The following is an 18961-nucleotide window of genomic DNA, read 5'->3' as shown; positions in this document are numbered from 1 at the left end:
ATTCGACATAAAATTAGAAAATCCTTTTTTCTTTTTCTTCCATCGCTTTTGAAAGACGCACTAAATATCGTCTCAGTGGGAAACAAACTATCAATAAGAAAATTGCATTTAGCAATAAAGTAGACAGGAGACGATCTGTGAAAAAGACATACGCCGACATATGAGTACGTCCTAACAAAGTTAAAAATCCATACACATAATACTCTAATGCTACTATGCTAGCTAGTACGATAGAAGTAACAATAAATAAATTCAATTGTAGTACCTTCATCACACTATAAACTAAATAAACTAAAATCGGATACGCAAAAATATATATACCAACAAGTTCCGTGTATACGGTATCAAATAAGAAACCAAATAATAGTCCGTAATAAATCCCTTGGACCGGACTATAGTACACAGTAATAAAACATAACACAATGATAAAGAAATGAGGTGATGCTATACTGTCTTTCCAAAAAACCTCTGTTGGAACAATAGTAGCAAACATATTTTCAAATAAAAAAGCAAAAAGGAGCAAAAGAGGAAGAGCTGCTCTTTTTAAAATCTTCATCATCTCTTCTCCCCCTCCTATTCTAATGGCGCTGAAGGCGTTTCACGTTTCGCAACTACAACATGCTCTACGTCATTTAAATCAGCGGCTGGCTTTACATAAGCTGTTTTTGTTAAACCGTATGGATCCTGCTGAACTTCAACGATTTTTCCAATTACAAGACCTTTCGGGAAAATATCACCGAGCCCAGATGTTACAACTAGTTGATCCTTATCTACCGGTGCATCAGAACCAATCTTTGTGAAAAGAAGTAAGTGCTTTTCTTTATCGTAACCTTCAATCAATCCAAAGATTTTCTCATTCCCTTGTACGATAGCAGAAACACGATTTGTTCGGCTCATAGAACTTAACAATTCTACTGATGATGTAAACTGAGATACACTTTTCACTCGTCCCACTAAACCTTGTGGAGTTAATACAGCCATATCTTTTTTTATTCCTTGCTGTGCCCCTTTATCAAGTCCAACTAAATCGTACCATTTATCTGGATTACGAGAAACAACAGTCGCTGGAATTTCAGTATAACCGCTATTTAACTTATCTTTACCCGTTAACTCTTGTAACTTCTTGTTATCATCTTCTAATTGTTTTACTTTCCCTGATAGACCTGCATAATTGTCTAATTTTGCTTTTAATTCTTTATTCTCTTCATACGTGCGCTTTACATCCTCTACATTTTCGAAGAATCCAGCTACGTATTTCGCTGGCTTTTGGAATACACGTTCTACAACACCGACAGTGTCTTTAACAAACTGCTCTGGCCATGTTAAACTGTTCCGTTCTTTCAATGAGATTCCAATCAATGCCACGAGAAGAATAATACTAACTAACAAAACAATTAATCTTTTGTTTAAGAAAAACTGTGGCACGTTCACACCCTCTTAATTTCATTGATTTTTATTTTGCAATATTATCGAGCAGCAGTTTTGAAAAGATCGATATTGTCTAATGCTTTACCCGTTCCAATTGCTACGCAATCTAATGGGTCTTCTGCAACAAGAACTGGCATATTTGTTTCTTCACTAATTACTTTATCTAAGTTACGTAGTAATGCTCCGCCACCTGTTAATACGATACCACGGTCCATAATGTCTGCCGCTAATTCAGGTGGAGTTTTCTCTAACGTATTTTTAACAGATTCTACAATGGCATCTACTGTATCTTTTAATGCATCTGCAATTTCTTCTGGCTGAATTAGTACTGTTTTTGGTAAACCACTTACTAAATCACGACCGCGAATTTCCATAGGCTCGATACCTTCTGGCTCGCCTGCAGAACCGATTTCTAATTTTAATGCTTCAGCTGTTCTTTCACCGATCATTAAGTTGTAGCTTTTCTTAATGTACTGAATGATTGAATCATCCATATCATCACCAGCAACACGAACTGATTGACTTGTTACAATACCACCTAAAGAAATGATTGCAACTTCTGTTGTACCGCCACCAATATCAACAACCATGCTACCAGTTGGTTCCCAAACAGGTAAGTTTGCACCAATTGCTGCTGCAAATGGTTCTTCGATAGGATAAGCATCACGAGCACCAGCTTGACGAGTCGCATCGATTACTGCACGTCTTTCTACAGCTGTAATACCAGATGGTACACATACCATTACATAAGGCTTACGTGAGAAGAATCCATTTGATTTTTGAGCTTGTTGAATGTAATATTTCATCATTGTTGCTGTTGTTTCGTAATCAGCAATTACACCGTCTTTCATCGGGCGAAGTGCCACAACGTTTCCTGGTGTACGACCAATCATTTGTTTTGCATCGCTACCTACAGCAACGATTTGTTTCGTATCAGTTTGTAACGCTACTACTGAAGGTTCACGTAAAACTACACCTTTTCCCTTTACATATACAAGCGTGTTCGCAGTTCCTAAGTCTATTCCAAGATCGCGAGTAAAGCCACCAAATCCAAACATATTATTTATCTTCCTTTCTTGTTTTCACGGACTCATTTTTTCTTACTTTATATTATAAAAACAGTACGTTTTTTATATCTTTATCCTTTTTGTAGATAATTTTCTACAAAAAACTCATAAATCACATTATAAAACAAAATAAGTAAAAAGCATAGTCTTAAATATGACCTTTTTCCTTTAAACTCACGAATTTATGGTCACCTATTATAATATGATCGAGCACTTCAATTCCGATAATCCGACCGCATTCTACTAAGCGTTTTGTTACTTCAATATCTTCTCGGCTCGGCGCAGGGTCTCCTGAGGGATGGTTATGAAGACATATGATAGAGGCTGCTGCACGGCGAAATGCTTCTTTAAAAACTTCCCTGGGATGTACAATTGAAGAGTTTAAACTTCCAATAAAAATCGTTTGCCTATGTATAACTTGATTCTTTGTGTTCAAATAGAGACATACAAAATGCTCCTGTTGCAAGAAGCGCATTTCTTCCATCATATATCTGGCGCAATCTTCCGGGCTTCGAATGCTGTATCTATTTTGATATTCTAAACGCACCATTCTTCTACCGAGTTCAAAAGCAGCGATGAGCTGTGATGCCTTCGCAACTCCAACACCATGTATACTCACTAACTCTTCTAGCGTTGCGTCTTTCAACATACGTAAACCATCAAAATGATGCAAAATTTTATCCGATAACTTTAAAACTGTTTCTTCTTTAGAACCTGTTCTGAGTAACACTGCAAGAAGCTCCCGATTGGATAAACTTCCAGCCCCTTCTAACAATAAACGCTCCCGTGGCTGTTCTTCTTTGACAACATCACGAATACCGTTCATTTCTCCACCCCTTTATTTGTTCTCTCAAAGAAAATCCCATGCAGTTTTACGCATGGGTTACATCAATATTAAATTGTTTTAATTCCCGAACAAGACGTGAAATTGGTAACCCAACTACACTATAGTAGTCCCCTTGAATATGTTGAACAAAAATAGATCCTTTACCTTGAATCCCATAACTTCCTGCTTTATCCAAAGGCTCTTTTGATGCAATGTATGTGTCAATTTCCTCTTCTGTTAATTCCCAAAACGTAACTTCTGTACGCTCGTAAAAAGTGACTGTTTTGTCCTTTGCTATAATTGCAACACCTGTATACACCTCATGTGTTTTCCCTGATAATAATTGCAACATTTCTTTCGCCTCAGCCCCATTAGATGGCTTTCCAAGAATACGCGACTCATATGTAACAATTGTGTCTGCACCTAACACAATATAATCACTGTTATTTTCTGCTACCGCAGATGCTTTTTGCAGGGCAAGGGACATAACAATATCAGAAGGCGATGAATACGCACCAATCGTTTCTTCTACTTCACTTACAACAATTTCAAATGGTACACCCGCTAACTCAAGCAATTCCTTCCTGCGAGGTGATCCTGAAGCTAAAATAATTTTTTTCATATTTTCTCCTTCCTTTCTCACATGAAGCAGAATCATTTATATCAATCGTATCAAAGGAATAGTTTGTCCACAAATAAAAGAAATATTATTTTCTCTAAACAAAATAATACTTCCTTACCAAAACACGATTATATTCCTGTCATAGAGAAAGCACTTTACTCTAAATTCAAAAGAAAAGAAAGAAGCCTCTACACTTCTTCCTTCGTCATTTCATTATCCTATTATTTCACCTTTTGTGAAACAATTTTTTCGTATGAAAGTATACCATCAATGATAACTTGATTTAATTTCGCTAATGATTCCTTATCATCTTTTCCATCCTTCACTGTTTGCACAGCTACCGACGTATACATATACAATTTCTTCGCTTCTTCCTGCTTCATACTTTTCCCTTCTTTTTCAATCGCTTTCCACTCTTTTTCGATTGCACTTATATCTTTTGCATTACTTTTTTCACTAGCTTGTACGCTAGAAGCATATTTTGCTAAATGAGTATATAATGGCTGTACTTTTGTTAAAAACGCCCCGATTTCTTTATCATCTTTAAGTAACGCTTTATCTGTTATATTCCAGTCCTTTTTCAATACGGAGACATTATCTTTTTTATACTGCGTCATTAATTGGTTTATGCCTTGTTCATCGCTAGCAATACCAACAACTAATGCATACTTATCACCGCTCGGTTTTAAGGCTGCTACACCTCCATTACCTTTCCACTCTTCAAGAGCGGCCTGTCCCTTTTCTTCAGAAGAATAGATTCCTCCTTGAACAAAAAATAATTTCATTGGATCTAATGACGTTCCTGTCTGTGCTTTTGTTTTTCCCTCTTTTGGTGCTGGTGTTTGTTCTGCCGTTCCACCCACCTTTGATTCTTCCTTTCGCATCTGCTTCGAAGCTGTTACTTCACTTCCTCCTGTCGCACCTTGTCCTTTCAGTAACTGTAGCATCCCCATCCCAAACGCCGTACCAATAATAATTGCAGTTGCAACGATTGCAATTAACGTATTGCTCCACTTCTTTCGATTTTTTTCCGTAGACGCTACTTTTGATTTTTGAAACGGAACAACGTTTTTTGGCCTTTCACTTTCTACTACCATCCAGTCAAATTCATCTTTCTTCTTCTCCTCATACTTCGCTTCTGTTCCATTCACTTTCACTGAGATCGTTCGTGATTGCTTGTCCATACACTCACACCTCACCTCTTATCGTTGTCCGCATCATATCATATTCATTTCACAAAAAAACGAGATATTTGTCAGAGGAATTCGCCAAATAACCCTATATATTTATCTTATATGTATGCATTTGACTTCATTTGTAGAACAAAAAAACTAGATAGTACAGACTATCTAGTTTTTTTCGCGAATATATTTTCGAACTTCCGAAATGAAATAAAGAGAACCTGTTATGATAAAAACATCATTTTCTCCAAGCATTTCAACCTTCGTATCAATTGCCTCTTTCCAATTTTCAAAAACTAATTTTGACTCTTCCTTTGCATACGATGCAAGCTCGCCTGCTGAAATAGCACGATCAAAGGCGAATGTTGTAAAAATAATTTCATCGGCGATGCTTTCTAATTGACCTACCATATTGTGCAATTGTTTATCACCAAGGGCAGTAAATAAAACTATTACATTTTTATCTTTGTAATGTGATTCTACCGTTTTCACAAGACTTTCAATACCTTCTGGGTTATGAGCACCATCTATAATAATATCCGGATTACTTTGCAGTTTTTCAAAGCGCCCCACCCAATACGCTTCCTGTAATCCCGTTCTTATTTCTTCTTCCTCAATTAAAAATGATAAGTATGTTTTTACATACATGACTGCCATAAGTGCAAGTGCTGCGTTTCCTACTTGATGGCTGCCTTTCATTGTGATTCGCACATCTTCAAAAGAGGCGAAAGGACAAGTGAAATCGAACTGTTCTCCATCTTCACTAGACTGTTTATGTAACGCTGTAAAATGGTTGCCCATCTCGTATAAGTTTGCCTGATTTTCCTTTGCAACTTTTTGAATGACTTGCAACGCTTCCTCATCTTGCACACCAGTAATAACCGGAACACCAGACTTAATAATTCCCGCCTTTTCATATGCAATTTCTCCTAATGTATTACCTAAAATATGCATATGATCGTGACCGATATTCGTAATAATCGTGAGAACTGGATGAATCACATTCGTAGAATCAAAGCGCCCTCCAAGCCCTGTTTCAAATAAAACAACATCACAGAAATTAACTTTACCGAAGTAACAAATTGCCATAACAGTAATAATTTCAAACTCAGTCGCTTCCCCTAAATCCGTTTCATCTAGTTTTTCAACGACTGGCTTTACCATCTTTACAAGTTCAGTAATCTCTTCATCTGCAATTGGTGTTCCATTCACACTAATACGCTCGTTAAATGTTTCAATATAAGGGGAGGTAAATGTTCCTACCTTATATTTTGCATTTTCTAACATGTAGCGCATATATGTTAACGTTGAACCTTTTCCATTTGTACCAGCAAGGTGAACACATTTTATGTGACGCTCCGGATTTCCGAGCTCTTCTAGCATCCATCTCATTCTTTCTAATCCCGGTTTAATACCAAACTTCAATCGGCTATGAATCCACCCTATCGCTTCTTCGTATGTATGTATCACGTATGCTTTCCCCTTTCAAAAAACAACCTTCATAACCCTATTATACGCAAAGAAAAGAGACTCACCAATATAGTGAGTCTCTAAAAAGCATTTTATTTCTCAAGATCTGCTAGACGTTGGCGAACTGCTTCGCGTTTTTCTAGGTAATCTTGCTCTTTCGCACGCTCTCCTTCAATAACTGCTGCAGGAGCTTTCGCTACGAAACCTTGGTTTGAAAGTTTCTTCTGTACACGTTCTACTTCTTTGTCGAACTTCTCAAGCTCTTTCTCAAGACGCGCTCTCTCTTCATCAAGATTGATAAGATCAGCTAACGGTAAGAATAACTCTGCACCTGTTACGATTGCAGTCATTGCTTTTTCTGGCGCTTGTAAGTCCGTTTGAATTGTTAATTCGCTTGGGTTACAGAAACGCTCAATGTAAGAGCTGTTTTTCGTAAGTTGAGCAAGTACAGCCTCGTCTTTTGCTTTAATTTGCATTTGAACTTTTTTGCTCATTGGCGTATTAACTTCTGCACGGATATTACGAACAGAACGAATGATATCAACTAGAAGGTGCATTTCTGCTGCAGCTTCTGCATCTTGTAAATCTTCGCGTACTGTTGGCCACGCTGCTACTGTAATAGATTCGCCTTCGTGCGGTAAATGTTGCCAAATCTTCTCTGTTACGAATGGCATGAATGGGTGTAATAGACGCATTGTTTGGTCTAATACGTAAGCTAAAATAGAACGAGTTGTTTTCTTAGCTGCTTCATCTTCACCGTATAGAGGAAGTTTCGCCATTTCAATGTACCAGTCACAGAAATCATCCCAAATAAAGTTGTATAATGAGCGACCAGCTTCACCGAACTCATATTTATCCATGTTACGTGTTACGCTTTCGATTGTTTCATTTAAGCGAGTTAAAATCCACTTATCTGCAACTGATTTTTCACCAGTTAAATCGATTTCTTCATATTTCATGTCATCCATGTTCATTAATACGAAACGTGATGCATTCCAAATTTTATTAATGAAGTTCCAAGTAGATTCTACTTTCTCCATGCTGAAGCGTAAATCTTGACCTGGTGCACTTCCCGTTGATAAGAAGAAACGCATTGCATCTGCACCGTACTTCTCGATAACTTCCATTGGGTCAATACCGTTACCAAGAGATTTACTCATTTTACGTCCTTGCTCATCACGAACTAAACCGTGAATTAATACATCTTTAAATGGACGCTCGCCTGTAAACTCTAAACCTTGGAAAATCATACGAGATACCCAGAAGAAGATGATGTCATAACCAGTTACTAGTGCATCTGTTGAATAGTAACGCTTGAAGTCTGCTGCATCTTCATTTGGCCAACCAAGTGTTGAGAATGGCCATAGTGCTGAACTGAACCATGTATCAAGTACGTCGTTATCTTGATTCCAGTTTTCAATATCTGCTGGTGCTTCTGTACCTACGTATACTTCACCAGTTTCTTTATGATACCAAGCTGGAATGCGGTGTCCCCACCATAATTGACGAGAAATACACCAGTCGTGAATATTTTCCATCCAACGTAAATATGTGTTTTCGAAACGCTCTGGTACGAACGTTACTTTCTCTTCTTCTTTTTGCTGAAGCGCTACTGCCTTCTCAGCAAGTGGAGCCATTTTTACGAACCATTGTGTTGATAAGTAAGGCTCAACAACTGCACCACTACGCTCACTATGACCTACTGAATGCATATGAGGCTCGATTTCTACTAATACGCCCGCTTCTTGTAAATCTTTTACTAACGCTTTACGGCACTCGAAACGATCCATACCGTTATACTTACCAGCTTTTTCGTTCATCGTTCCATCTTCGTTCATTACTAAGATACGTGGTAAGTCATGACGGTTACCTACTTCAAAGTCATTCGGGTCATGAGCTGGCGTAATTTTTACAACACCTGTTCCGAAATCTTTTTCTACATACTCATCAGCAATAATCGGAATCTCACGGCCTACGATTGGAAGTGTAACTGTTTTTCCGATTAAATGCTTGTAACGATCGTCTTCTGGATGAACCGCTACCGCTGTATCACCAAGCATCGTTTCTGGACGAGTTGTTGCAAGACGAATGTGGCCAGATCCATCTGTTAACGGATAGTTCATATGGTAGAATGCACCTTGAACTTCTTTATGAATTACTTCAATATCAGAAAGAGCTGTGCGTGTTGCCGGGTCCCAGTTGATAATATATTCACCGCGGTAAATTAAGCCTTTTTCGTATAATTGAACGAATACTTTATTAACCGCATCAGATAAACCTTCGTCTAATGTGAAACGTTCGCGAGAATAGTCTAGTCCTAAACCAACTTTCCCCCATTGTTGACGAATGTGAGAAGCGTATTCTTCTTTCCATTCCCAAGCCTTTTCAAGGAATTTCTCACGGCCAAGATCGTAACGTGAAATACCTTCTTCACGAAGTTTTCCTTCTACTTTCGCTTGTGTTGCGATACCCGCATGGTCCATTCCTGGAAGCCACAATACATCGTAACCTTGCATACGCTTCGTACGAGTTAAAATATCTTGAAGAGTTGTATCCCAAGCATGACCTAAGTGTAACTTACCAGTTACGTTCGGAGGTGGAATTACAATTGTATACGGTTGTTTCTTCTCGTCTCCTGTTGCTTCAAAATATTTGCCTTCTAACCACCACTGATAAAGGCCTTCTTCAACGGACATATGATCATATTTAGTTGGTAAATTCTTTTCCGTGTTTGACATTATTTTCCCTCCTTAAAATAAAAAATGCCCCTCATCCAAAAAAGGACGAGGGACATCGCGGTACCACCTTTATTTACAAACAAATTCAGGAATTTGCTTATACTCTTAATTTGATAACGGACAAATCCGTCTTTTCCTAATGAGAACTATTCCGTTCAGAAAAGATGCTCCAGGGCTACCTTCTAACATAACTATCTAGAGAATCTCCCAGCTAATGATTCTCCTCTCTGAAGACGTTTCTTGTTATACTCTTCCCCTTCAAGGCATTTATATGATTGTTAATTATTATATACAATAGTGTAAAAAACGAAACCTTATTCGTCAAGATAAATTTAATACTACAGCTTTTTGAGTAAAAAAAAGAAGATAAGTAACATCCTCTACTTACCTTCTTTATCCGTTCCCTTGCTGGGCAGCTTGTAATTGCGAAAGGAAATATTCTATATTACTAACGAGCCAATGCGCTTGTTGCAAACTCTTTACTCCGAGAAGTTCATTTTCCTCATTACGACGCTCTCTTCTTTTCTTATAAGACTGGATTTGCCGAATAAATTGCGATGGATACGTCATATACGCAAACATGAGTAGTTGCTCTTCTTTCGTAAAAGGGAAATTTTTTTGATACATTTGATACCATTCAAACCGATCACTTCGCGCAATTGGATATGTGTTTAAAGACCGAGAATAAAACCCTACAATATCTTGCACAGGTGTTGCAAACTTCGATTTTTCTAAACTAATAAAATAGCCATTCCGTTCATAATCAAATAAAAAATGATTAAGCGATACGTTACCATGTACAAAAGTAATGCGCGTTGTTTCTTTTTCTTTCATTGCATCGTTCCACTCATTTAATTGCTTCGTCGCAAACTCACGCGCCCTCATTACATGATGATAGTACGTACAATATTGCAATTCAAACGGAGACATATACCACTTCGCTTCCGATTCTACAAGAAACTCTTCTAACATCTCTCCATCACTTTCCCAGCGATCGGATATATTTGTATAATGTTTTTCTAAATCCTCTTCTGTATACGTTTCTTCTTTTACCGTTTTTTGATGCAACGTTCCGAGAGTCTGAAACATTTTATGGTATTGATCATTATCCTCGCCGTTCCCTTCCGCACGCTCTAACCAAGGCATTAAATAATAATTATACGTACCGTCACTTAAAATATAATTTCCGTCCGTCGCATGATATATAGGTACATAATTTGAAAAACCTTTCTCCTTTAAATATTGAATATGATGCAAAAAGTTATTCCGCTCTAACTTCCTGCCTTCTATTTTCTTGAGCGCATATGGACCTTGATTCGTATAAATTTTCGTCACACTTCCGTGCTCTTCCATATGCTGCGTATCCAATCTATATTGCCTTACAATGGGTTCATAACGATTTCGTAATTCCATATCCATACGAATAACCCTTTCTATTCAAAACATAGCCTTTAGAAAAATAAGTGAGTGAAAACACTCACTTATTTCGCTTTTGCTCTTGAAACAGGAATATAAATAATTTGTCCTGTAGTTAAATATATATCTTCTGTTTGATTGACACGGTATAAGTTTTGTACAGATGTTTCATAACGTTCTGCAACAGATTCGATCGTATCTCCTTCTTGCACGAAATACATTCTTAACTTTGTAAATTCTTCTTCCGGTTCTTTCGTAAATAATTTCGTTAAATAAAGCGCATTTTCATCTCGCTGTGAATACGTTTCTTCTTCTTGCTCTTCTTGTTTTTTCGCTTTTTCTTTCTTGAAATCTTTTCGTCCGAACAATTCAAATTGCGGCGTTGTTTCTTTCTCCTCTTCACGCTCTACAAATTCATGTTCTTCTATTTCCTCTTCTTCTACTTCCTGCTCTTTTCTTTCTTCTAGTTGGAACGGTTCAAACGCGTAATCTTCCCACTCATCTGATTCCTTATAAGCTGGTTCTTCTACTTGCGGCGTCGGTCTATTTTCATCCTCTTGCGCTGAATCAACTTCCAACTCAGCATACGCCGTTTCTTTCTCTTCCTCTTCATCCTCGATGCGTTCTTCATCACATAATCCTGTAATAGATATATCCGCTAATAATTGTAAGCAACCATTTTCCTTTAATTCATAATCAAATTCCTCGATGGATACATATAGTTCTTCAATTACTTTCACACGGTTTCTTGGGATCGATATTTCAAGCGGAAAGGAATGAACAAGTTCATTAACCCCATCTTCTCTCGTTTCTACATAATCAATTGACTTCGCTGGCGATAAATCTCTTAATGAATAAGCTGAATCATCTTGCCTTGCAACATACTCTCCCGTTAAATCTAATTGCCCTCTCACAATAACCTCATGATCAAGCTCTTCTATCTCAACGTCTGGATCTAACGAAATTGACAAAAGTTCTTCGACTTCCTGTCCTTTTTGGAACCAAACAGATTCTTTTAATGAAAAACGTAATGAATGATCTGTTGCCACTTCTTTTCCCCCTCCCAAACTATATGTCATTACAGATTTATGTACGGAAAGCTGACTTTATGAATAAAAAAAAATCGCTCTCCTTACGGAGAGCGATTTTCTTTATTCAATTAAGCTTTTAATTTTGACATTGCAATTTCAGCCGCTGCAATCGTCGCTTCAATATCAGCATCACCATGTGCTGTCGATAAGAATAAACCTTCGAATTGAGATGGCGGTAAAAATACCCCTTGTTCTACCATTTCACGATAGTAAGCCGCAAAGAACTCTAAGTTTGAAGATTTTGCTGCATCGTAATTAATAACTGGTTCATCTGTAAAGAAGATACCAATCATAGAACCCGCACGATTGATATGATGTGGAATGCCATGTTTTTCAGCCGCTTTACGTAAGCCAGCTTCTAACATTTCAGCTTTACGCTCAAATTCTACATACGATTCTGGCGTTAACTGTACTAACGTTTCATAACCTGCTGCCATTGCTAGTGGGTTACCTGATAAAGTACCTGCTTGATAAATCGGTCCGCTCGGTGCAACTTGGCGCATAATTTCTGCTTTACCACCGTATGCTCCTACCGGTAATCCACCACCGATTACTTTACCTAAACAAGTTAAATCAGGTGTTACACCGTAATAACCTTGTCCACAATTATAAGCAACACGGAATCCTGTCATTACTTCATCAAAAATAAGCAATGCGCCATTTTGCTCTGTTACTTCACGAAGACCTTCTAAAAATCCTGGTTGCGGAGGAACAACACCCATATTCCCTGCTACTGGTTCTACAATGACACAAGCAATATCATCACCGAATTGTTCGAAAGCGTATTTCACACTTTCTAAATCGTTATACGCTACTGTAATCGTATTTTTCGCTACACCTTCTGGTACACCAGGGCTATCTGGTAAACCTAGCGTTGCTACACCAGAACCCGCTTTAATTAATAACGAGTCACCATGACCGTGATAACAACCGATAAATTTCAAAATTTTGTTACGCCCTGTATAACCACGAGCTAAACGTAGCGCACTCATTGTCGCTTCTGTTCCAGAGTTAACCATACGCACAATCTCAATTGATGGAACACGCTCAATAACAAGTTTCGCTAATTTATTTTCAATTTCCGTTGGAGCACCGAAGCTCGTACCTTTTTCAGCAACAGCTTTTAAAGCCTCAACAACACGATCATTTGCATGACCATGAATTAATGGACCCCATGATAATACGTAATCGATGTATTCATTTCCATCGATATCATATACTTTAGAGCCTTTTCCACGCTCCATAAACAACGGATTCATACCGACAGACTTAAAAGCACGAACTGGGCTATTTACGCCACCAGGCATTAAATCTTGAGCCTCTTCAAACGCTGCAATCGACTTATCAAACTTTTTCATTATTTAGCGCCTCCTTCTTGTAACCATCTTGCTGCATCTTTCGCATGATACGTAATAATTAAATCTGCTCCTGCGCGTTTCATACTAATTAATTTTTCAAGTACAACTTCTTTTTCATTAATCCAGCCATTTTGCGCTGCCGCTTTAATCATTGAATATTCACCGCTTACGTTATAAGCAACGACTGGTAAATTAAAGTTATTTTTCACATCACGAACGATATCTAAGTAAGAAAGAGCTGGCTTTACAATTAAGAAATCTGCCCCTTCCATTACATCTGATTCTGCTTCACGGAATGCTTCCATGCGGTTCGCTGGGTCCATTTGATATGTTTTACGATCACCAAATTGCGGTGCACCATGCGCCGCATCACGGAATGGTCCGTAAAATGCTGATGAATATTTAACAGCGTACGACATAACTGGTACATGTCCAAAACCATTTTCATCTAATGCGTGGCGAATTGCTGTTACGAATCCATCCATCATGTTTGATGGCGCAATAATGTCCGCTCCTGCTTTCGCTTGGCTTACAGCTGTTTTTGCAAGAACTGCAAGAGACTCGTCATTTAAAATAATACCATCTTCAATTACACCGCAATGACCATGGCTTGTGAATTGGCATAAACATGTATCCGCAACTACTACTAGATCAGGGAATTCACCTTTAATTTGCTGAATCGCACGTTGCACAATTCCATGATCACAATATGCTGATGATCCAACTTCATCTTTTTCAGCAGGTAAACCAAATACAATAACAGAACGAATACCTAAATCAACAACTTCTTGCATTTCAGCTTGCAATAAATCTAAAGATATTTGATATACGCCTGGCATAGAAGGCACTTCATTACGAACATTCTCTCCTTCTAATACAAAAATAGGGTAAATAAAATCTTCCGTATGTAAAAACGTTTCACGCACAAGCGCACGCATGCCTCCACTTTGTCTTAAGCGACGATGACGATTAAATTGTAAAGAGTTCATAGATTTCTATCCCCATTCTTTTATTTTATAGATTCACAAACACATTGTAGTAATGCTTCTACAGTGTACTCTTTCGGCATAATAATATGCGGAAAATAAAGGCTCGCCTCTTTTTCCGTAATAGGCCCTATACAAGCAATTGTACATTTTTTTGTCCATTCTCTCCAGTTTGTATCCTCAAGTAAACGAACAAAACTAGTAACAGTGGAAGGGCTCGTAAATGTAATAATATCTACTTTCCCTACTTCTAACGCTTCTATAAGCTCTTGCTTTTTCTCTACATTTTCTTTCGTACCATATACGATAAGCTCATCTAGAGAAACACCCATTTCACGAAGCGCAACTGGAATTACGTCTCTTGCTAAATTCCCTTTCGGAAATAAAATACGTTCGTTTCCACTTAATCTTTTTACAAACTCTTCTGCAAATACTTCTGCAACAAATGAAGTTGGAACAAAATCCACTCGATAGCCTCGCTTTTCTAACTCTAACTTTGTTTTCACACCTACTGCAGCAATTTTAGTCGTTACAGGTAGCTTCTGTCTCAAACGATCTAGAAAAAAAGCTACCCCATTTTTACTCGTAAAAATAACCCAGTCATACGAATGTAACTGCCCTGCTATATGTTGAATTTGCCTATGAGACATACCTTCCATACGCAAAAGCGGAATTTCCAATGGAATTCCGCTCTTTTTTTTCACCGCTACACTCATTTGTTTTGCTTGATGCTGGGCACGTGTAATCAATACCGTTTTGCCAGCGAGAGCGTTCATATTTATTGTTGCCCCTTATTTGCAGCAAGAATGAGTTCTTTTGCGCCTTGGTTAATTAAACGGTCCGCAGCCTCTAATCCTACTTTCTCTGGATCAGTTCCTACTACTGTCTCTTTCAATAAAACCGAACCGTCCATAGACCCGACAAGAGCTGTTAATTCGATTGCATCGTTTTCCGTAAGAGTTGCATATCCAGCGATTGGAACTTGGCATCCACCTTCAAGTTTATGAAGAAATACGCGTTCTGCTGCCACTGTTTTTTCTGTTACTCCATCATTCATATGAGCTAACAACTGCAGTAAATCTTTATCATCCTCACGACACTCAATCGCTAATGCACCTTGTCCTACAGCAGGTACACATAACGTCTCATCTAAATGTTCTGTAATAACTTCATTATCCCAGCCCATTCTTTGTAATCCCGCTGTCGCTAAAATAATTGCATCGTAATCTTCTTCTTTTAATTTGCGTAAACGTGTGTCGATATTTCCGCGAATCCACTTCACTTGTAAGTCTGGTCTCGCAGCGAGTAGCTGTGCACTACGTCTTAAACTACTCGTACCTAAAATAGCGCCTTCTGCTAACTCTTTAAACGACGCTCCGTTTTTTGAGATAAAAGCATCACGAGGGTCAACACGCTTTGGTGTACAACCAATCATTAATCCTTCTGGAAGTACGGCCGGCATATCTTTCATACTATGTACAGCCATATCAATTTCTTTCGTAAGTAGCGCATGTTCAATCTCCTTCACAAACAAGCCTTTGCCACCTACTTTTGAAAGAGTAACATCTAAAATTACATCGCCTTTTGTGACGATTTCTTTCACTTCAAATTCATATGGTAAACCTAGCGCTTTTAACTGATCAATAAACCAATTTGTTTGCGTTAATGCTAATTTACTCTTTCGTGACCCTACAATAATTTTGCGCATAATTTTCTCTCCTCATTATAAATACCAAAAGTGGAAGTTGGATAAACTGCTTAATAGAAAAATATTAATTAGCATTACGAGAAATGCTCCGATGTTCCACTGCACGATTTTCTTCCCTTGCAACACATCTGCCGCTCGTAAATATAGGCCAGCACAATATACAAATAGAACGACAAAGGACCCGATTACTTTCGTATCATACCAATGGAAATTGTCCAATTTTGTATATCCCCATATGCATCCTAATAAAATAGCTAGTAAGAAAAATGGAACAGAAAATAAATTTAATCCGTAAGACATCGATTCTAGCTTCGGTAAATTCCCTAACCTTCTTAATCTGGCATTCCATTTTTTCTTTTTTAATAGGCGATATTGCAATAAATACATAATAGAAAAAATGAACGATACAGTAAAAGTTGCATAAGAAATAATAGCCATACCGACATGTACATATACAAGCTCCGAAACTAATTGCTCTGCAAGTATCGGCGACATCTTTCCAAGCGGCGTAAAAATAGAAAAAGCGCTTACGCCAAATGCAACAACATTTGTAAAAAAGACTAAAAAATCGATTCTCATAAATCGATTAATGACTAACGACATCGTAATCAATAGCCAAACATAAAAATAAATACCTGATAATAAGGTTAAAAGGGGGTTCGTTTCTGAATCTGTAGCTCTAAGCAACATAAAAATAGAATGCAGAACCCATACAATCGAAAGTAACCAAAAAGCAAATCGGTTCGCCTTTCGGTTACTTTGGAAATAATCTATAAAATATAAACTAATGCTACAAGCATATAAAATAATTGCAATATGATAAATAATACTGTTATTTAAAAAACTCATCCGATCATCCTTCCAAATTATAAAGATGGAACGGATGGTGTCCACGCTCTTTTATGTTCTACTTCTTCCGCACGACTCTCTACGTCTTCCATTTCTAAATCGAAAATCTTTGCAAATAACGCTAATTTTTCGTCTGCTCCCTCTTCAGCAGCTATTTCTTTCGCTACTAAAATTGGGTCTTTTAATAATTGATTAATAATACTTTTCGTATGCTTACTAATTACTTTTCTCTCACGATCACTAAGATTCGGTATTTTTCGTTCCAGACTTTCCATCGTTTCACTTTGGATAGCAAGTGCCTTATCACGAAGGGCTGATATTAACGGAACGACACCAAGTGTACTTAACCACGTTTTAAATACAACAATTTCCTCTTCAATCATAAATTGAATTTTCTCTGCTTCTTTCAAACGCTCAGCACGGTTCGCTTCCACTACTCCTTGCAAATCATCAATGTCATACAAGAAAGAACCTTCTAGCTCATCAATTGCTGGATCAATATCACGCGGCACTGCAATATCAACCATAAATAATGGACGACCAGAGCGCATTTTCTCTACCTTTGTCATCATCTCTTTCGTAATGACATAATCCGATGCACCAGTTGAACTAATTAAAATATCAGCTTCTAATAATGCACATTGTAATTCACTTAAAGGTTTTGCGTGTCCCATATATTTCTCAGCCATTATTTCTGCTTTTGAAAGCGTTCTATTCATGACTGTTACTTTACGAGCACCACTTCCATATAAGTTTTGTAGTGCAAGTTCACCCATTTTACCAGCACCAAGAATAAGTACGTGACAATCTGTTAACTCGCCAAATATTTTCTTCCCAAGCTCAACAGCAGCATAACTAACAGACATCGCGCTTTCACCAATTGTCGTTTCTGAGTGAGCACGTTTCGCCAATGTAATAACTTGCTTAAACAATTCATTAAAAATTGTCCCTGTTGCTTTTACTTGTTGCGCTTCTAAAAAGCTATCTTTTATTTGACCTAAAATTTGCGTCTCTCCAACTACCATAGAATCTAAACCGCACGTTACGCGGAATAAATGATCGATTGCACCATCTTGTTCAAAAATAGTTAAATATGGTGCGACTTCTTCTATTTCAAGCTGAAACCAATCAGCTAAAAACTTCTTAATATAATACCGTCCCGTGTGTAATTGATCGACAACAGCATAAACCTCAGTGCGATTACAAGTTGATACAATAACATTCTCTAACACGCTCTTTTGATTTTGTAATGTAGTCATTGCTTGCTCTAGCTCTGCTGCCTGAAATGTGAGTTTCTCACGAAATTCTACAGGGGCTGTTCGATAATTTACACTAACAACAAGAATATGCACGCAGCATGTCCCCCTTCACCCGTTTTATCACTTTATCTACTATCATAATACAACTTTCCTCTTATGAATCTGACAATCGTGTGAACAACCGATTATTTTTTTATTTATTCTCCATATGTAAGAAAGGAGATTCAGTAAAATGAATAAAATTTTTCTACTTTATAATGATTATAAATTAATAACTCTATTTGTACGTTACCAAAAAAAGCCCTCATAATCAAGTGATGGAAACTATTCCATATAAATTATAACATCATCTTTCCTATCTTCTTTCATCATGAAGGAAAATATGTATGATTGTTCCAAATTGTAGCACAAACTTTCTCAATACAATGTATTTGACATTGTATTTCTTTTTCGTTATATTGATTTTACAAAATTAAATTGTGCACAACTTAATTAGAAAGGAGTCATTCATGACAGAAGATTCTTTGCATCTAGATAATCAACTTTGTTTTTCTATTTATGCTTGTTCTAGAGAGGTTACACGCTTTTACCGACCATATTTAGAAGAAATGGGCATTACGTATCCACAGTACATTACTTTACTCGTACTATGGGAGCAAGATGGATTAACAGTAAAAGAAATTGGAGAACGTCTATTTTTAGATTCCGGTACGTTAACACCTATGTTAAAACGAATGGAATCATTAAACCTTGTAAAACGCGTTCGTTCCAAAGAAGATGAGCGAAAAGTGTGTATTGAATTAACAGAACAAGGAAAAGATTTACAAGATAAGGCTTGTTCATTGCCGACAACGATGGCAACAAATTTAGGAATTACAGAACAAGAATATCGTTCTTTATTAATTCAATTAAATAAACTAATTGAAACAATGAAAACAATTAATGATAGAAAAGGGGAATAA

17 protein-coding genes and 1 other annotated feature are annotated in these 18961 nt (G+C 37.4%); of the genes, 1 reads left to right on the top strand and 16 read right to left on the bottom strand.

Annotated features, from left to right (window positions below; genetic code table 11):
• Window positions 1-13: 13 nt before the first annotated feature.
• From mreD to hemA, 16 genes are all read right to left on the bottom strand, one after another.
• Window positions 14-559: a rod shape-determining protein MreD gene (gene mreD / locus QCI47_RS05310; RefSeq protein ID WP_000975746.1), complete on the bottom strand. Its 546-nt coding sequence runs from the start codon at window positions 557-559 to the stop codon at window positions 14-16.
• A gap of 14 nt (window positions 560-573) precedes the next feature.
• Entirely contained in the window at window positions 574-1425 is an 852-nt protein-coding gene (gene mreC / locus QCI47_RS05305; RefSeq protein ID WP_001135483.1) for a rod shape-determining protein MreC, read from the bottom strand.
• A gap of 41 nt (window positions 1426-1466) precedes the next feature.
• Window positions 1467-2486: a cell shape-determining protein MreB gene (gene mreB, locus QCI47_RS05300; protein WP_000466737.1), complete on the bottom strand. Its 1020-nt coding sequence runs from the start codon at window positions 2484-2486 to the stop codon at window positions 1467-1469.
• A 157-nt stretch (window positions 2487-2643) separates the two neighbouring features.
• Window positions 2644-3321 (bottom strand): DNA repair protein RadC, encoded by a 678-nt coding sequence (gene radC, locus QCI47_RS05295; RefSeq protein ID WP_001013381.1) that lies wholly within the window; start codon window positions 3319-3321, stop codon window positions 2644-2646.
• A 46-nt stretch (window positions 3322-3367) separates the two neighbouring features.
• Window positions 3368-3943: a Maf family protein gene (locus tag QCI47_RS05290; protein ID WP_061132104.1), complete on the bottom strand. Its 576-nt coding sequence runs from the start codon at window positions 3941-3943 to the stop codon at window positions 3368-3370.
• A 221-nt stretch (window positions 3944-4164) separates the two neighbouring features.
• On the bottom strand, window positions 4165-5127 hold the full coding sequence (locus QCI47_RS05285; protein WP_309422285.1) for a stage II sporulation protein B: 963 nt from the start codon (window positions 5125-5127) through the stop codon (window positions 4165-4167).
• 165 nt (window positions 5128-5292) lie between these two features.
• The gene (locus tag QCI47_RS05280; protein WP_000582084.1) at window positions 5293-6594 is read right to left on the bottom strand and encodes a bifunctional folylpolyglutamate synthase/dihydrofolate synthase; all 1302 of its coding nucleotides are present in this window, start codon (window positions 6592-6594) and stop codon (window positions 5293-5295) included.
• Between the two features lie 92 nt (window positions 6595-6686).
• Complete coding sequence (locus tag QCI47_RS05275; RefSeq protein ID WP_000072229.1) at window positions 6687-9332, bottom strand: valine--tRNA ligase; 2646 nt, start codon at window positions 9330-9332, stop codon at window positions 6687-6689.
• Window positions 9333-9370: 38 nt separating this feature from the next.
• Window positions 9371-9603: a binding site (T-box leader), on the bottom strand.
• Between the two features lie 122 nt (window positions 9604-9725).
• Window positions 9726-10751 (bottom strand): spore coat protein YsxE, encoded by a 1026-nt coding sequence (ysxE, locus tag QCI47_RS05270; RefSeq protein ID WP_000367001.1) that lies wholly within the window; start codon window positions 10749-10751, stop codon window positions 9726-9728.
• A 62-nt stretch (window positions 10752-10813) separates the two neighbouring features.
• On the bottom strand, window positions 10814-11797 hold the full coding sequence (gene spoVID, locus QCI47_RS05265) for a stage VI sporulation protein D (protein WP_000179732.1): 984 nt from the start codon (window positions 11795-11797) through the stop codon (window positions 10814-10816).
• A 110-nt stretch (window positions 11798-11907) separates the two neighbouring features.
• Window positions 11908-13197 (bottom strand): glutamate-1-semialdehyde 2,1-aminomutase, encoded by a 1290-nt coding sequence (hemL, locus tag QCI47_RS05260; RefSeq protein WP_309422287.1) that lies wholly within the window; start codon window positions 13195-13197, stop codon window positions 11908-11910.
• Entirely contained in the window at window positions 13197-14186 is a 990-nt protein-coding gene (hemB, locus tag QCI47_RS05255) for a porphobilinogen synthase (protein ID WP_001087058.1), read from the bottom strand. Before hemB ends, hemL begins: the two co-directional genes overlap by 1 nt.
• Window positions 14187-14206: 20 nt before the next feature.
• Window positions 14207-14959: a uroporphyrinogen-III synthase gene (gene hemD / locus QCI47_RS05250; RefSeq protein ID WP_061132101.1), complete on the bottom strand. Its 753-nt coding sequence runs from the start codon at window positions 14957-14959 to the stop codon at window positions 14207-14209.
• A gap of 2 nt (window positions 14960-14961) precedes the next feature.
• Window positions 14962-15891 carry a hydroxymethylbilane synthase gene (hemC, locus tag QCI47_RS05245; protein ID WP_001226412.1) on the bottom strand — a complete coding sequence of 310 codons (930 nt, stop codon included), beginning with the start codon at window positions 15889-15891 and terminating at the stop codon, window positions 14962-14964.
• 15 nt (window positions 15892-15906) lie between these two features.
• Window positions 15907-16740, bottom strand: coding sequence for a cytochrome C assembly family protein (locus QCI47_RS05240; protein ID WP_000008993.1), 834 nt, complete (start codon window positions 16738-16740; stop codon window positions 15907-15909).
• A gap of 17 nt (window positions 16741-16757) precedes the next feature.
• On the bottom strand, window positions 16758-18092 hold the full coding sequence (gene hemA / locus QCI47_RS05235; RefSeq protein ID WP_000547851.1) for a glutamyl-tRNA reductase: 1335 nt from the start codon (window positions 18090-18092) through the stop codon (window positions 16758-16760).
• Window positions 18093-18508: 416 nt separating this feature from the next.
• Here hemA and QCI47_RS05230 point away from each other — a divergent pair, with 416 nt between their 5' ends.
• Window positions 18509-18961: a MarR family winged helix-turn-helix transcriptional regulator gene (locus tag QCI47_RS05230; protein ID WP_000133920.1), complete on the top strand. Its 453-nt coding sequence runs from the start codon at window positions 18509-18511 to the stop codon at window positions 18959-18961.

The organism is Bacillus cereus group sp. RP29 (assembly GCF_040459765.1).
GTDB lineage: Bacteria > Bacillota > Bacilli > Bacillales > Bacillaceae_G > Bacillus_A > Bacillus_A paranthracis.
This window is presented reverse-complemented; position numbering and strand designations above follow the sequence as displayed.

Bases quoted from the DNA above. Each gene is read 5' to 3' on its own strand.
- mreD (WP_000975746.1), bottom strand. From the start codon at position 559: ATGATGAAGATTTTAAAAAGAGCAGCTCTTCCTCTTTTGCTCCTTTTT.
- mreB (WP_000466737.1), bottom strand. From the start codon at position 2,486: ATGTTTGGATTTGGTGGCTTTACTCGCGATCTTGGAATAGACTTAGGA.
- radC (WP_001013381.1), bottom strand. From the start codon at position 3,321: ATGAACGGTATTCGTGATGTTGTCAAAGAAGAACAGCCACGGGAGCGT.
- QCI47_RS05290 (WP_061132104.1), bottom strand. From the start codon at position 3,943: ATGAAAAAAATTATTTTAGCTTCAGGATCACCTCGCAGGAAGGAATTG.
- QCI47_RS05285 (WP_309422285.1), bottom strand. From the start codon at position 5,127: ATGGACAAGCAATCACGAACGATCTCAGTGAAAGTGAATGGAACAGAA.
- QCI47_RS05275 (WP_000072229.1), bottom strand. From the start codon at position 9,332: ATGTCAAACACGGAAAAGAATTTACCAACTAAATATGATCATATGTCC.
- ysxE (WP_000367001.1), bottom strand. From the start codon at position 10,751: ATGGATATGGAATTACGAAATCGTTATGAACCCATTGTAAGGCAATAT.
- hemL (WP_309422287.1), bottom strand. From the start codon at position 13,197: ATGAAAAAGTTTGATAAGTCGATTGCAGCGTTTGAAGAGGCTCAAGAT.
- hemB (WP_001087058.1), bottom strand. From the start codon at position 14,186: ATGAACTCTTTACAATTTAATCGTCATCGTCGCTTAAGACAAAGTGGA.
- hemD (WP_061132101.1), bottom strand. From the start codon at position 14,959: ATGAACGCTCTCGCTGGCAAAACGGTATTGATTACACGTGCCCAGCAT.
- hemC (WP_001226412.1), bottom strand. From the start codon at position 15,891: ATGCGCAAAATTATTGTAGGGTCACGAAAGAGTAAATTAGCATTAACG.
- QCI47_RS05240 (WP_000008993.1), bottom strand. From the start codon at position 16,740: ATGAGTTTTTTAAATAACAGTATTATTTATCATATTGCAATTATTTTA.
- QCI47_RS05230 (WP_000133920.1), top strand. From the start codon at position 18,509: ATGACAGAAGATTCTTTGCATCTAGATAATCAACTTTGTTTTTCTATT.